Raw genomic sequence first — 14,577 nt, 5'->3', positions numbered from 1 at the left:
CGAACTCCAGGTCTTGGGCAGATGTCGTGAAAGGTTCGCATAGGTGTCACATAAGTGTCATGAATGCTACATGAACCGTGATCAAGAAAGCTTTGTTCCCAGAATTTCCCGTGGTCTCCTGAGCGCGAGCGGTGGCTGCGGTGCCCCGACAGAGCAAAGCGACATTGCGATTGGGCGGACGAGCGGCTAAATCGGTGTCATGAGCGATACAAAGAAGATTTCCGACGTCCTGCGAATTGCGGTGGCACAGTTCAATCCCACGGTTGGCGACGTCACCGGCAATCTCGCGAAGGCGCGCGCCGCGCGCGCCGAGGCAGCTGGGCAGGGGGCCGATCTGCTGCTCCTGACGGAGCTGTTCATTTCCGGCTATCCGCCTGAGGACCTGGTGTTGAAGCCGGCTTTTCTAAAGGCCTGCATGCAGGCCGTGGAAGCGCTTGCCGCCGACACCGCCGATGGCGGGCCAGGAGTGATCGTCGGTTTCCCGCGTCAGGGCGACAAAGGGCGCCACAATTCCGTCGCCATCCTCGATGGCGGCAAGATCCTTGCCTTCCGCGACAAGATTGACCTGCCGAACTACGGCGAGTTCGATGAGAAGCGCGTGTTCGTTGAAGGCGAGATGCCCGGGCCGGTGAATTTTCGTGGCGTGCGCATCGGCGTGCCGATCTGCGAGGAGATCTGGAACGATCTGGGCATCTGCGAGACGCTGGCGGAGACCGGGGCGGAAATCCTGCTTGTGCCCAATGGTTCGCCCTATTATCGCGGCAAGGTCGATGTGCGCCACCAGGTGGCGCTGCGTCAGGTGATCGAGACGGGCCTGCCGCTCGTGTTCGCCAACCAGCTCGGTGGACAGGACGAACTGGTGTTCGACGGTGCGAGCTTCGCCTTCAATGGCGACAAATCGCTTGCCTTCCAGATGAGCCAGTTCGAGGAGACGCTTTCGGTGACCACCTGGAAGCGCATGCCCGATGGCTGGCGCTGTGACGGCGGTCCGATGTCGCGCATTCCGGAGCATGAGGAGGCGGATTATCGCGCCTGCGTGCTGGGTTTCCGCGACTACGTCAACAAGAACGGCTTCAAGAGCGTGGTGCTGGGGCTGTCTGGCGGCATCGACTCGGCTCTATGTGCGGCGATCGCGGTCGATGCGCTCGGCGAAGAGCGGGTGCGCACGCTGATGCTGCCCTATCGCTATACTTCCGAGGAGAGCTTTGCGGATGCCGAAGCTTGCGCCAAGGCGCTCGGCTGCCACTATGACATCGTGCCGATCTCCGATCCGGTCGAAGGTTTCCTCTCGGCGCTGTCCGAAATGTTCGAGGGCACCGAAAGCGGGATCACCGAAGAGAACCTGCAGAGCCGCACGCGTGGGACCATCCTGATGGCCGTGTCGAACAAGTTCGGCTCGATGGTCGTCACCACCGGCAACAAGTCGGAAATGTCTGTCGGCTATGCGACGCTTTACGGGGACATGAATGGCGGCTTCAACCCCATCAAGGACCTCTACAAGATGCAGGTCTATGGGCTGTCGGCCTGGCGCAATGGACATGTTCCGCCGGGTGCGCTCGGTCCGTCGGGCGAGGTCATCCCGGCCAATATCCTGTCAAAGGCACCTTCGGCCGAACTGCGCCCCAACCAGACGGATCAGGATTCGCTGCCGCCCTATCCGGTGCTCGACGACATCCTCGAATGCCTGGTGGAGAAGGAAATGGGCGTTGATGAAATCGTGGCGCGCGGCCATGACATTGCGACCGTGCACCGGGTCGAGCATCTGCTCTATCTTGCAGAATACAAACGTCGGCAGTCGGCGCCGGGGGTGAAGATTACCAAGAAGAATTTCGGGCGCGATCGTCGCTATCCGATCACGAACAGGTTCCGGGATCGCTGATGAGCGTGGGAATGGGGGACAGCGAGCCTCGGACACCAATGCCGGAATTTACAGCGGAAGAACGCGGCTACATTTTTGCTGTTGCGGCGGATGGTCACCAGGACAGTGGTTTCTACCGGACGCTCTCGGGCGCCGCCTACTTTTTCCCTTCCGTGGTGATAGGCTGCTATGGTCTGTGGGATGGGAGTTTCAAGATACTTGGCATTGGTTTCCTGACGTTGATCGTCAGCATGGCCTGGGGCTTCTACACCGAATGGCGGTCCGCTCACCACGAACGAACGGGGCGGGCGATCCTCGCCAAGCTGCGGCAGGCGATCGAAGATCGCCCGGTCGTCGATTGATACTTTCAGGGAGACCATGATGCGCAGCTCGGTCGAGATTTTCGATATGGCCACACGCGAATGCGAGGTCGTCTGGCAGACGGACGACCTCGTGGAGGCGCCGAACTGGTCGCGGGACGGCGAGTTTCTCGTCGTCAACGGCGACGGTCTTCTCTACGCGCTGTCGCTCGACGAGGACGAGCCGGAGCCGGAGCCGATCGATACGGGCTTTGCCGTCCGCCTCAACAACGATCACGGCATTTCCCCGGATGGCGCGTCGATCGCCTTTTCGGACCATACGCTCTACGGAAAATCCTGCATCTACCTGCTGGGGGATGGCGGTGACGAGCCGCGCCAGGTCACCGACAAGATGCCGTCCTACTGGCATGGCTGGTCGCCGGACGGGAAGGAACTTGCCTATTGTGGTGACCGAGGTGGCGTGTTCGACATCTACACGATCTCGATCAAGGGCGGACCCGAGCGGCGGCTGACACATGGCGAGGGGCACAATGACGGGCCGGACTATTCGGCTGACGGTCAGTGGATCTATTTCAACTCCAGCCGCACCGGCACCATGCAGATCTGGCGGATGCGCACCGATGGGTCCGATCTGCAACAGTTGACCTCGGACGGCTATGGCGACTGGTTTCCGCATCCGTCGCCTGACGGAAGCAAGGTATTGTTCCTCTCCTATGATGCCGACGTGACGGGTCATCCGCGCGACAAGCAGGTCCGGCTGCGGCTGATGGATGCCGATGGCAGCAATGTGGAGACTCTCATCGAATTCTTCGGCGGGCAGGGCAGCATCAATGTCCCCAACTGGTCTCCCGATGGAGCAGCCTTCGCCTTTGTCCGCTACTTCCAGACCACGGACTGATGGTGTCGCATTTGGCTCTGGGCGGCCCGCCTGACCTGAGGTAGAACTCCGGCGTCAGGTGCCTGCCGACAGGCGGGAGAATCGGGAAGCCGGTGCAATTCCGGGACGTGCCCAGCGCTGTGAGGCGGATGTCTGTGCCAAGGGGAAACCCAGCCACTGGTCGATGTACCGGGAAGGCGGCACAAGACGGTCGAAGCCGAGTCAGAAGACCGGCCTGATACGATAGACCTTGCCCGCGTGGACGGCGGGCGATTGCGCTGTGTTGGAGACAACAGCATGCACGACTTGTCGAACGAGGCCCTCGTCCGGGCCAATGCCTTTTCCGATGCGGAGAAGGATGCCGTCTACCGCGCCATAGAAACCCGTCGCGATGTGCGCGACCAATTCCTGCCTGATCCCTTGCCCGACGATCTCGTCCGGCGCCTGCTGTCGGCTGCACACGCTGCGCCTTCGGTCGGTTTCATGCAGCCATGGAACTTTCTTCTGATCCGCAGCCGCGCCCAGCGCGAGGCGATCTGGGGTGCCTTCGACAAGGCCAATCACGAAGCCGCCGCGCTGTTTTCCGGTGAGCGCCAGCAGGCATATCGATCCTTGAAACTTGAGGGTATCCGCAAGGCACCGCTCAATATCTGCGTCACCTGCGATCCTGATCGGGCTGGCCCCGTTGTGCTCGGTCGCACGCACAATCCGCGCATGGATGCCTATTCCACCGTCTGTGCCATCCAGAACCTTTGGCTTGCCGCGCGTGCCGAAGGTGTGGGCGTCGGTTGGGTCAGCATCTTCCATGAGACGGAGGTCAAGGCGATCCTGGGCATTCCCGAGCGTGTCGAGATCATCGGATATCTCTGCCTTGGCTTTGTGAACGAACTCTACGCTTCACCGGAGCTGGAGGTGAAAGGCTGGCGCAGACGTCTCGCTCTGGATGATCTGGTCTTCGAGGAGCGATGGCCTGACGGCGAGGGGCGTCATGGCGGCTGATCTTCGCTATTCCTGAAGCGGCTGTGGTCCCGGTGCTGCCGGTTTGCGCAGGTCGATCTCATCGGACTGCGTCGGCAGGAAGACCGGGCCAACGCGGCGCACGTTCAATGCGGACGCATCCAGTTCGCGCTCGGGGGCTGGCGCCGGTGCGGAGGTCTGTCTCGTGGCTGCCTGTTGCGGCTTGATGGTGACGATCGAGGATTGATAGTCGGAAACTGCGGGCCGCGGGGTCATCCGCTGGTGGTAGCGCGCGAGATCGCACCGGCATTGGGGATCTTCGGCCGGTCGGCGTGTGCGGTAGACGAAAGCATTCGGCATGTCACGGTAGGACTGACCGGTCACGGCCGAAACCATATCGGAGGTTTCGCCTGAGGTCGCCGAATGGAAGAAAAGTTCGGTCTCCACGCCAGGGCACATTTGCTGGCATTGCGCCGCGTCGCGGGCGAAGTTCATCGCCGATGTTCGCGAGGAAATGGGAAAGAAGCCGCCGTCACAGGTGCGCACGCACAGAGTTCGGACGTCGCCCGACGGCAGAATGCCGATTGTCGGACGGAAGGAGGCTGCGGCTTCACCCGCGCGATCCGGCCGATAAGGCTCAGGCAGCGTATCGAGATAAGGTACCCGTTGAGGTTCGTCCGGGGTCGAGGCAAGCGTGCCTTCGCCATTGCAGCCGTTGTCGGTGAGGGCCTGTTCAAGGCGTGCGGCCTCGGCGGCTCCCAGCCGTTCGCGCAGTTCCACCAGCTTGCCGGTCAGAATTTGCTTGTTGCTTTCCATCCGGCTCAGAGCTTTGGCGAGATCGCCGCAATCGCTGCCGCCATCGGCGCGGATGGTCGTGATCGAAGAGGTGAGGCAGCGGAGCCGCCGCTGGTCCTGGCGGGCTTTGCGAAGTTCGAGATTCTGCTGCGCAATGGCGCCGGCATAACGATTGATGTCATCGGACGAGACCGACCGATCAACCGAAGCCAATCTGTCGCGCAGCCTCTCGCACGCCAGCGACGCGGCAGCGGCGTCCGCCAGAGATGTCGCAAGAAAGGCGACGGCGATCAGTGGGCCGAGCAATCTGGTCAGTGAATCCATGGCTCCGACTGGGTGGCTCCGACTGGGGGGCTGTCGGTACGCGACCTTGTATGCAGTTCCTGTACAATACGGCACTTGATGACAAAGTAAAATGACAGGGAAGAGAGCGACCGGGGCGGCCAACCGCCGGCCGCTCCTCGCTTCAGGCGGCGCGGGCCGATGCGAGTGTCATCGGCTGCTCCAACACGCTGCCGTCGATGGTGGCAACAGCCTTCATCCGCTCCAGCAGATCTTGGCTTACGTCCCAGGACACCGCCACGGCCTGCACGGAGCCGATGCGCTGCGGATCGGCGATGCGCTCCCCTGGGCAGCCCATGCGCTTGAACATACGTTCCAGGAAAACGTCGGTGACGGTGACGATGTGGCTGAGGCCGGAGGCGAGGCCGAGTTCACCCACGCCGCACATCAGTTCGGCAGCGGCAATCGTCACCTGGTTGTTTGCGCGGTCCTGAGAGATCTCCGGATCGATGCAGAAGCGGCTGGATTCCCAGATCGCGGCGCTGCGGATTTCGGGGCCTGCGCCGAGCAATTGCGGAAAGGTGTCGTCCAGCATGTTTGGCCCAAGGGTCGGGAGCAGCCGCAGCGCACCTCTTAACGACCCGTTGTCGCCATAGGACAGGACGTAGATCGGGTTCGCGCGGTCATAGTGGTCGATCTCCCAGGCGTCATGCACCTGCACGTCCCAGCGCAGAAGGTCGTGGAACACCCGTTTGCGCAACCTGTGCATGGCATCAATGTCAGTGGGAAATTGATGGCGCCGGGCGCCGTTGATGATCCGGATCATGCTGAACTCCTTGAATTATCGTTGGAGCGGACAGCATGACGGGGAGGTAGAGTGACTGAAACTGGCGGTGGCGACAGCTTTGTTGAATGCAATCTATGATATGATGGTTTGCCCTGATTGTCGTCAACCGGTGGGACGGTCCGTAAAGCGGGGAATGAGGCCCTGCCAGACAGCTTCTGCTACCGCCTGGGCATTGTTGACGACATCCAGCTTGTGGCGCGCGTTGGCCATGAAATAGCGGACGGTCCGCTCCGTGATGCCGAGGATAATCGCCGCTTCCCAGTAGCTCTTGCCGGCGGCGATCCAAGCCAGCGTCTCACTTTCACGGCGCGTGAGCAGCGTTTTTGTCCGGCGCCTGTGAGGTTTGGGTTGAGCAGACTTGGCGAGCCGTGCGTGAAGACGTCCGCCAAGGCTTGCGACATCGCGATCGTTGAGCCTGCGCCACTCTCTCCATTGCTCCTGATCGCCTGCGGCTTCGATCAGAAGGCCGGCACGCCGTCCGGGGTAAGACAGCAGGGGGTAGCCCACGCCGATGTGTGCGTTTACGTCGGCGCCGGGTCGACCTGCAGCAGGGGGCGTGGAGAGAGGGCCAAAATCCACCTGCACGGGTTCGAGTTCGGAAAGGACCTGCAGGAGCTGATCACGAAACGGGCGTTCCAGCAGAAGTCTCGCCGTCCTTGCTGTGTCACTCGGTCTGCTGTGCACGAGCCTGTGCAGTTTCAGCCGTTCGGAGCCGACAATCCCATCCACATAGATGATGGCACCTGTCCGATAGCCAGCCTGGATCTTTTGCAGAAAGGCAGATGGTTCGAACCGCTCCTGTTGGTCGAGCCAGTCCAGCAGGTCGAAATACACGCCCTCTTGCCCCATCGAATGACCCTAGATTCTCAGGGATACAATTTCGGGGCTGCAGCTCTGACTTGTCCAGCGGCAATTCTACGCGTGAGGCCCCGGCATTGCTGCCGAGGCCCGTGCGTCTGTGTCGTCTCGCTTATTACGGCTGGGATGCCTCGACCACCGCCAAAGCCGCCATGTTGACGACGCCGCGGGAGGTGACCGAGGTCGACAACACATGGGCGGGCAGGGCTGCACCGAGCAGGATTGGACCCACATGCAGTGCATCCATCATCGTGCGGACAATTCCGAGCGAAATATTGGCGGCGTCGAGGTTCGGGAAGACGAGGAGATTGGCTTCACCGGTCAGGGTGCTGTCAGGCATGGCGCGCTTGCGCAGGCTTTCCGACAGGGCCGAGCCGCCCTGCATTTCTCCGTCGACTTCCAGTTCCGGAGCCGCCTTGCGGATGATCTCCAAGGCCTGGCGCATCTTGGACGCGCTGGCCGAGGGACGCGAACCGAAGTTCGAATGGGACAGGAGCGCCGCCTTCGGGCTGATGCCGAAGCGGCGAATTTCTTCCGCCGCGAGGATCGTCATTTCCGCGATTTCCTCGGCACAGGGATCGTCGGTGACAAAGGTGTCGGTGAAGAAGATGGCGCCGCGCTGAGAGATGAGCAGGCTGAGACCCGAGAAATCACGCACCCCTGGTCGTTTGCCGATGATCTGGCGCACGTCACGGAGATGGCGGTCGAAGCGGCCTTCGACGCCGCAGATCAGCGCATCGGCGTCGCCGCGCTTGACAGCGAGCGCACCAATGACGGTGGTGCTGGTGCGCACGATCGTGCGGGCCGCCTCCGGATTGATGCCGGCACGGCCGACAAGTGCGAAATAGTCGTCGACATAGTCGCGGTAGCGCGGATCGTCTTCCGGGTTGACCAGCTGGAAGTCGACGCCCGGGCGGATGCGCAGGCCGTAGCGCTTCAGGCGGGTTTCGATGATCTGCGGGCGACCGATGAGGATCGGTTCGCCAATCCCGTCTTCCAGCAGAACCTGGGCGGCGCGCAGCACGCGTTCGTCCTCACCCTCGGCAAAGATCACGCGCTTCTTCGTTGCGCTCTTTGCCGCAGCAAAGATCGGCTTCATGACAAAGCCCGAGCGGAAGACGAAGCGGTTCAACTGGTCGAGATAGGTGTCGTAGTCGGCAATCGGTCGACGGGCGACGCCGCTGTCGGCGGCCGCCTTTGCCACGGCGGGGGCGATGCGCAGGATGAGGCGGGGATCGAACGGCGAAGGGATCAGGTAATCCGGGCCGAAGGTCGGGGTTTCGCCGGAATAGGCGCGGGCCGCCACTTCCGAGACTTCCTCCCGCGCGAGTGCTGCGATGGCGCGGACGGCCGCCATCTTCATCTCTTCGTTGATCGTCGTGGCGCCACAGTCGAGTGCACCCCTAAAAATATAGGGGAAACACAGGACGTTATTGACCTGGTTGGGAAAGTCCGAGCGACCCGTGCAGATCATCGCGTCCGGGCGGGCCGCGCGGGCGTCTTCGGGCATGATTTCAGGCTTCGGGTTGGCGAGTGCCATGATTAGCGGGCTTGGCGCCATACGGGCGAGCAATTCAGGCTTCAGAACACCGGCAGCCGACAGGCCGAGGAAGACGTCGGCATCATCGATGCTTTCGGAAAGCGACCGCTTGTCGGTCTCCTGCGCATAGATTTCCTTCCACGGATCCATCAGCTCGTTGCGGCCCTTGTAGACAAGACCTTCGATATCGTGGACCCAGATGTTTTCGCGCTTTGCGCCGAGGATGACGAGCAGGTTGAGGCAGGCGAGCGCTGCCGCACCGGCACCCGAGGCGACGATCTTGACGTCTTGGATCTGCTTGCCGGCCAGTTCCAGGCCGTTGAGGATGGCGGCGGCGACGATGATCGCCGTGCCGTGCTGGTCGTCGTGGAAGACCGGGATGTTCATCTTGGCGCGCAGCTGGTCTTCCACCTGGAAGCACTCCGGCGCCTTGATGTCTTCGAGATTGATGCCGCCGAAGGTGGGCTCCAGGGCCGAGATGGTCGAGACCATCTGGTCGACGGTCGGGGCCTCGATCTCGATGTCGAAGACGTCGATGCCGGCGAACTTCTTGAACAGGACCGCCTTGCCTTCCATCACGGGCTTCGAGGCGAGCGGGCCGATATTGCCGAGGCCGAGTACGGCCGTACCGTTCGAGATGACAGCCACGAGGTTGGAGCGGGCGGTGTAGTCGTCGGCGGCTGCCGGATCGTCCTTGATGGCAAGGCACGGGGCTGCGACGCCGGGCGAATAGGCGAGGGCCAGATCGCGCTGGTTGCCGAGTGGCTTGGTGGCCTGGATCTCAAGTTTTCCGGGACGCGGATAGCGATGATAGAAGAGCGCCTGTTCGTCGAGATCGGCCGTCTTCGGGGCTGCTTCAGTCTTGTTCTTGTCCTGGGAAGTCATCGTGTCACCGGCAATTCTTGTCACAGATTGGTTTGATCCCGTCATACACGAAACGGCTTGGAGTGGTAGACCTTAGTTCAGTCTTAGGGTGGAGTGGGGCGGTACCACACGCTCGCCAGTGTGCACGCAAGGACTGCCAGAGCGCGTGTCATCTTCCTGAAACACGAGTCTGATTAAGCCATGCGCAGTCAGTGAAAGAGGACAGCGCCGTGGAAGACGCAAGCGAAATTCGCCATTTCAGGACCCTTTTCATCTCGGATGTGCATCTGGGCTCAAAGGCTGCAAAGACCGATTTTCTGCTCGACTTTCTCCGTACCCACGAGGCAGACACGATCATCCTGGTCGGCGACATCGTCGACGGCTGGCGTTTGAAGCGCAGCTGGTATTGGCCGCAGCCCTGCAATGACGTGGTTCAGAAACTGCTGCGCAAGGCGCGCAAGGGCACGCGCATCGTCTACATTCCGGGCAATCATGACGAATTCCTGCGGGATTTCCCCGGCATGCATTTCGGCGGCATCGAGGTCGCCGAGCGGATGATCCACGAGATGGCCGATGGCAAGCGCTACCTGGTGCTGCATGGTGATGAGTTCGATGTCGTCGTCCGCAATGCGCGCCTGCTCGCCTATCTCGGCGACTGGGCCTATGACACGGCGATCGCGATCAATGTCATGCTTGCAGCGGTGCGCCGCAAACTCGGCATGCCGTACTGGTCGTTCTCGGCCTGGGCGAAGCTCCAGGTCAAGCATGCCGTCAACTTCATCGGCGAGTTTCAGAGGGTCGTTGCCGAGGAGGCGCGACGCAACGAGGTGGATGGTGTCATTTGCGGCCACATCCATCATGCGCTGATGGAAGACATCGACGGCATCCATTATGTCAACACCGGTGACTGGGTGGAGAGCTGCACGGCGGTGGCCGAACATCCGGACGGGCGACTGGAGCTGATCTCCTGGGCGCACAAGATCAGTGCTGCTGCGGCTCCGAGGCAGGTTCCACAGATGGTGCCGGTCATGATTCCGACGCTCGACAGCGCCGAGAAAGAGGGCGTTCGCGCCGCTTGATTGTTCCATCTGTTGCAAAGCGGCCATCGCTCCCGGCAATCGGGCGGCGGGGTCGCAATTAACGGTTCATCAAGGATTACATCGCGGTCGTCGGTGTTTATAGTGCGCAACATTCAATCACGTGATTTGCGGACCGGGATTCGGCCGGCGCAGGTTTGGAAGTTGTTGCGCCCTTGAAGTCGGTACCTGCTGAAAACGCCCATATCGAGATCGACCGCCAGGCGCATGTCGATCACGACGTGATTCGGTTGACCGGCAGCTGGAAGAACACCAACCTTTCGGACATGATCAAGTCGGCCGGACCGCTCGTCGAGGACGAGGGTACGCGGGCGGAAGTCATCGATATCGATGGTGTCACCGCCATGGATACGGCCGGTGCCTGGCTGATCCGACGCTTCATGACGCAGCGTCGGGCGCGCGGTCGCGAGATCGATCTTGCGGGTGGTGATGCGCAAATGCGCGAGCTGATCGAAGCCTTGCCGGAGCGCGTCGAGCCACCGGAGGTGCTGCCTGACAACCGTAGCCGTTTCGAACGGGTCTTCGACCCGATCGGCCGTTTGACGATAGGGCTGTGGCAAGACGCTGTCGCCATGATGTTCGTGCTCGGTTCCGCCGTGCGTGGCGCTCAGACCAAGCTCGGGAGAGGGGCTGGGGTCTCTCCGGCCTCGGTGGTCAATCAGCTCGACCATATGGGTGTTCGCGCGGTGCCGATCATCGTGCTCATGTCCTTCCTCATCGGCGCGATCATCGCCCAGCAGGGCGCGTTCCAGCTGCGCTACTTCGGTGCTGAAGTCTTTGTGGTCGATCTCGTCGGCATTCTACAGCTGCGCGAGATTGGCGTGCTTCTCACCGCCATCATGATCGCTGGGCGTTCTGGTAGTGCGATCACCGCAGAAATCGGTTCGATGAAGATGCGCGAGGAAATCGACGCGCTGAAGGTGATTGGCCTGAACCCCATCGGTGTTCTGGTCTTTCCGCGCCTCGTGGCGCTGACGATTGCCCTGCCGCTCTTGACCATCGTCGCGAACTTCGCAGCGCTGTATGGCGCGGCCGTCGTTGCCTGGGCCTATTCCGGGATCACCTTCGAGGTCTTCATTACCCGCCTGCACGATGCCGTCGATTACTCGACGCTCGCCACCGGCATGATCAAGGCGCCGTTCATGGCGCTCATCATCGGGATCATCGCGGCCGTCGAGGGGATGAAGGTGGGGGGAAGTGCGGAATCGCTCGGCCGCCACGTCACAGCCTCTGTGGTCAAATCGATCTTCGTCGTCATCCTCGTGGACGGGCTGTTTGCCATGTTCTACGCAGCCATCGATTTTTGAGGAGCCGTTATGTCTGATACGACGTCATCCTCCTCCTCCAATACTCGTGAAACGGTCTTGTCCGTGAAGGACTTGACGGTGGCCTTCGGCGAGAAGGTCGTCCTCGACAATCTCAACCTCGACATCTATCGCGGTGAAATTCTCGGTTTCGTCGGCGCGTCCGGTGCCGGCAAGTCGGTGCTGATGCGCACGGTTCTGCGGCTCTTGCCACGACGTGGCGGGACGATCGAGATTCTCGGTGCCGATTATGATGCCGTCACCGATGCCGAGCGTATGGCGCTCGATACGCGGCTGGGGGTGCTTTTCCAGCACGGCGCCCTATTTTCTGCCTTGACCGTCAAGGAGAACATTCAGCTGCCGATGCGCGAATATCTGGATCTGCCGCCGTGGCTGATGGACGAGCTTGCCTATCTGAAGCTCGAACTCGTCGGCCTGAAGCCCGATGCGGCGGACAAATATCCTTCCGAACTCTCGGGCGGCATGATCAAGCGCGCGGCGCTGGCACGCGCGCTGGCGCTGGACCCGGATCTCGTGTTTCTCGACGAGCCGACATCGGGTCTTGATCCGATTGGCGCCGCCGAGTTCGATGAACTCATCGCACAATTGCGCGATACCCTTGGATTGACGGTCTACATGGTCACGCATGACCTCGACAGCCTCTTCTCCGTCTGCGACCGTATCGCCGTTCTCGGCGAGAAGAAGGTCATGGTCCAAGGCTCGCTGGACGACATGCTCGCCTATGACGATCCCTGGGTGCAATCCTATTTCAGGGGCAAGCGTGCCCGTTCCATCCCCCGCGCGGACACAGCCGCCGTGCAGCCGGTAGAGTAGACATATGGAAACCAAAGCCAATTATGCCATCGTCGGCTTCTTCACGATCCTGGTCATCGGAGCCGCCTTCGGCTTCGTTTACTGGATGGCGCAGTATGGACGGGGAGGGCCTGTGGCGCCGCTCGCCATCCGCATCCCGGGCTCGGCCAATGGTCTCAGCATTGGCTCGCCCGTGCGCTTCAACGGGATCGCCGTCGGTTCGGTGCGCAACCTCTATATCGACAACGAAGATCCTGAGTTTTCCGTGGCCTTCACTGAAGTCCGAGCCGATGCGCCGGTGACCTCGGGCACACGGGCGGTTCTGGAAATCCAGGGCCTGACCGGAGCCGCCTATATCGAATTGTCGGGTGGTGGCAGCGGCAGCGGCGAACAGATTCTGAAGCGCGCCATCGATACCGGCGAGCCGGCGATCCTGACCGCCGACCAGTCCAGCGTCACCAATCTTCTGTCGACAGCCGACCGCATTCTCAAGCGTGCGGACGATGCGATTGGCGAACTGCAGGGCTTTATTGTCGACGCCCGTGCACCGCTGACCAATACGGTCCGCAATGCCGAAACCTTTTCGAAGTCGCTGGCCGACAATGCCAAGGGCATCGACGAGTTCCTGAAGAGCGTCAGTGCCTTGTCGGATTCCGTATCAGGTCTTTCCGGTCGGATCGATGGGACGCTGGCGGCAGCGGAAGATCTCTTCAAGGCGCTGAATTCTGAAAAGATCGACAAGATCCTGACCAATACCGAGCGTGCGACCGCAAGCTTCGCCGATGCGTCCGACAAGATCGGCCCTGCGATCGACAGTTTCCGGTCGACGGCCGACACATTCCAGACTTTCGGCAAGAATGCCGACCTGACGCTGACGAAAGTGTCCAAGCTCATCGACGCCGTCGATAGCCAGAAGGTCGGCAAGGTCGTCGACGACGTTTCCGTCGCCTCCGCCGATGCGCGCCAGGCGATTGCCGGCTTCCGCGACTTGTCGAACAGCATTACCGGTCGCAAGGACGATATCGACAAGGCGATCGATGACTTCACACAGCTCGCCAATCGCCTGAACAACGCATCGACCCAGGTTGACGGTATCCTCAAGAAGGTCGACGCCTTCCTCGGCTCAGGCGACGCCAATTCTCTCAGCGTCGAGGCGCGCAAGACGCTTGAGTCGATCCGCATGACGGCGGAGAACCTCAATGCCCGCATCGGACCGATCGCGGAGAACCTGCAGCGCTTCTCCAGCTCAGGCCTGCGCGACATCCAGACGCTCGTGACGGACACGCGCCAGACGGTGCGTGGCTTGAATGACGCCATTACCAATTTCGACCAGAATCCGCAGCGCCTCCTGTTCGGCGGCGATACTGTGAAAGAGTTCGACGGAAGGACGCGCCGATGATCCCTCAGACCGGCATGGGTAAGACGATGGTTCTCCCCGAGGGGTGCTCCGATCGGAGTGACGTTACGACACGCGCAAGCCGGGTCCGGATGCTTGCCAGCGCCATGGCGCTGCCGATGCTTCTGGCACTCTCGGGCTGTGGCAGCGCACCCAATGACACCTTCGACTTGTCCGCTGTGTCCACGCCGGTGTCGACCTCGGCCAGCGCGCGCAACAGACAATTGCTGATCGCGGATCCGTCGGCTCTGAAGGCCGTGGACAGCGAGCAGATCCTGGTGCGGGTCGCAGGTTCCGAGGTGCAGTATCTGAGCAAGTCGCAGTGGAGCGACAAGCTGACCCGCGTGGTGCAGTCGAAGCTGGTCGAGGCCTTCGAGGACACGGGCCGTCTCGGCGGCGTTGGCAAGCCGGGGCAGGGGCTGGCCATCGACTATCAGCTGATCAGCGACGTGCGTGCCTTTGAAATTGCGACCGGTGGCGGTGATCGTGGCGTGGTCGAGATCTCCGTCAAGCTGCTCAACGATCGCAACGGTAGCGTCAAGGCGCAGAAGGTCTTCCGCGCCGAGGTGCCGTCCGCCGGTAGCGGCAGCAGCGCCTATGTTGCAGCGCTTGATCAGGCGTTCGGCCAGGTCACCGGCCAGATCGTTGCCTGGACGCTTCAGCAGCTCTGATCGCGGACTTGGCTGTCTGGCATGACGGTCTACCCATTCCCGACCTCAATGAAAAACCCCGGATCCCTTTCAGGATCCGGGGTTTACTTTTGACGATC

Annotated in this window: 13 protein-coding genes and 1 riboswitch; of the genes, 9 read left to right on the top strand and 4 right to left on the bottom strand. The window is 61.5% G+C overall.

Translation table 11 applies throughout. The features are described from left to right. Positions 1-199 precede the first annotated feature (199 nt). The 4 genes from DMY87_RS07395 (at position 200) to bluB (ending at position 4,054) form a co-directional block, all read left to right on the top strand. Positions 200-1,879, top strand: coding sequence for an NAD+ synthase (locus tag DMY87_RS07395; protein ID WP_110790649.1), 1,680 nt, complete (start codon positions 200-202; stop codon positions 1,877-1,879). Next, positions 1,879-2,220: a hypothetical protein gene (locus DMY87_RS07390; RefSeq protein WP_133253007.1), complete on the top strand. Its 342-nt coding sequence runs from the start codon at positions 1,879-1,881 to the stop codon at positions 2,218-2,220. The genes DMY87_RS07395 and DMY87_RS07390 overlap by 1 nt, the downstream gene beginning before the upstream one ends. A 19-nt stretch (positions 2,221-2,239) precedes the next feature. Further along, positions 2,240-3,076 carry a TolB family protein gene (locus tag DMY87_RS07385; protein WP_110790647.1) on the top strand — a complete coding sequence of 279 codons (837 nt, stop codon included), beginning with the start codon at positions 2,240-2,242 and terminating at the stop codon, positions 3,074-3,076. A 39-nt stretch (positions 3,077-3,115) separates the two neighbouring features. Continuing rightward, positions 3,116-3,308, top strand: a riboswitch (cobalamin riboswitch). A gap of 44 nt (positions 3,309-3,352) precedes the next feature. Next, positions 3,353-4,054, top strand: a complete 702-nt coding sequence (gene bluB, locus DMY87_RS07380) for a 5,6-dimethylbenzimidazole synthase (RefSeq protein WP_110790646.1) — start codon at positions 3,353-3,355, stop codon at positions 4,052-4,054. 6 nt (positions 4,055-4,060) lie between these two features. Here bluB and DMY87_RS07375 read toward each other — a convergent pair whose 3' ends face one another. The 4 genes from DMY87_RS07375 to DMY87_RS07360 form a co-directional block, all read right to left on the bottom strand. Next, a complete protein-coding gene (locus tag DMY87_RS07375; RefSeq protein ID WP_110790645.1) occupies positions 4,061-5,131 on the bottom strand; it encodes a DUF2865 domain-containing protein in 1,071 nt (356 codons plus the stop codon). A 142-nt stretch (positions 5,132-5,273) separates the two neighbouring features. Then, a complete protein-coding gene (locus DMY87_RS07370) occupies positions 5,274-5,915 on the bottom strand; it encodes an acyl-homoserine-lactone synthase (protein ID WP_110790644.1) in 642 nt (213 codons plus the stop codon). Positions 5,916-6,038: 123 nt separating this feature from the next. Continuing rightward, positions 6,039-6,785: a helix-turn-helix transcriptional regulator gene (locus tag DMY87_RS07365; protein ID WP_110790643.1), complete on the bottom strand. Its 747-nt coding sequence runs from the start codon at positions 6,783-6,785 to the stop codon at positions 6,039-6,041. Between the two features lie 124 nt (positions 6,786-6,909). Then, entirely contained in the window at positions 6,910-9,219 is a 2,310-nt protein-coding gene (locus DMY87_RS07360) for an NADP-dependent malic enzyme (protein WP_110790642.1), read from the bottom strand. A gap of 209 nt (positions 9,220-9,428) precedes the next feature. On the opposite strand from DMY87_RS07360, the gene DMY87_RS07355 reads away from it, so the two are divergent. The 5 genes from DMY87_RS07355 to DMY87_RS07335 all read left to right on the top strand — a co-directional run bounded on the left by DMY87_RS07355 (position 9,429) and on the right by DMY87_RS07335 (position 14,479). Continuing rightward, a complete protein-coding gene (locus DMY87_RS07355) occupies positions 9,429-10,277 on the top strand; it encodes a UDP-2,3-diacylglucosamine diphosphatase (protein ID WP_110790641.1) in 849 nt (282 codons plus the stop codon). Positions 10,278-10,450: 173 nt separating this feature from the next. Then, positions 10,451-11,602: an ABC transporter permease gene (locus DMY87_RS07350; RefSeq protein ID WP_425353473.1), complete on the top strand. Its 1,152-nt coding sequence runs from the start codon at positions 10,451-10,453 to the stop codon at positions 11,600-11,602. Positions 11,603-11,611: 9 nt separating this feature from the next. After that, positions 11,612-12,433 carry an ABC transporter ATP-binding protein gene (locus DMY87_RS07345; protein ID WP_110790640.1) on the top strand — a complete coding sequence of 274 codons (822 nt, stop codon included), beginning with the start codon at positions 11,612-11,614 and terminating at the stop codon, positions 12,431-12,433. Positions 12,434-12,437: 4 nt separating this feature from the next. Next, a complete protein-coding gene (locus DMY87_RS07340) occupies positions 12,438-13,811 on the top strand; it encodes an MlaD family protein (RefSeq protein ID WP_110790639.1) in 1,374 nt (457 codons plus the stop codon). An 89-nt stretch (positions 13,812-13,900) separates the two neighbouring features. Then, complete coding sequence (locus tag DMY87_RS07335; protein ID WP_165826186.1) at positions 13,901-14,479, top strand: ABC-type transport auxiliary lipoprotein family protein; 579 nt, start codon at positions 13,901-13,903, stop codon at positions 14,477-14,479. The last annotated feature ends 98 nt before the right edge of the window (positions 14,480-14,577 follow it).

This window comes from Peteryoungia wuzhouensis, assembly GCF_003205195.1.
GTDB classification, from domain to species: domain Bacteria; phylum Pseudomonadota; class Alphaproteobacteria; order Rhizobiales; family Rhizobiaceae; genus Allorhizobium; species Allorhizobium wuzhouense.
Note: the sequence above shows the minus strand (reverse complement) of the source record. Positions and strands in the feature narration are given on the sequence as shown.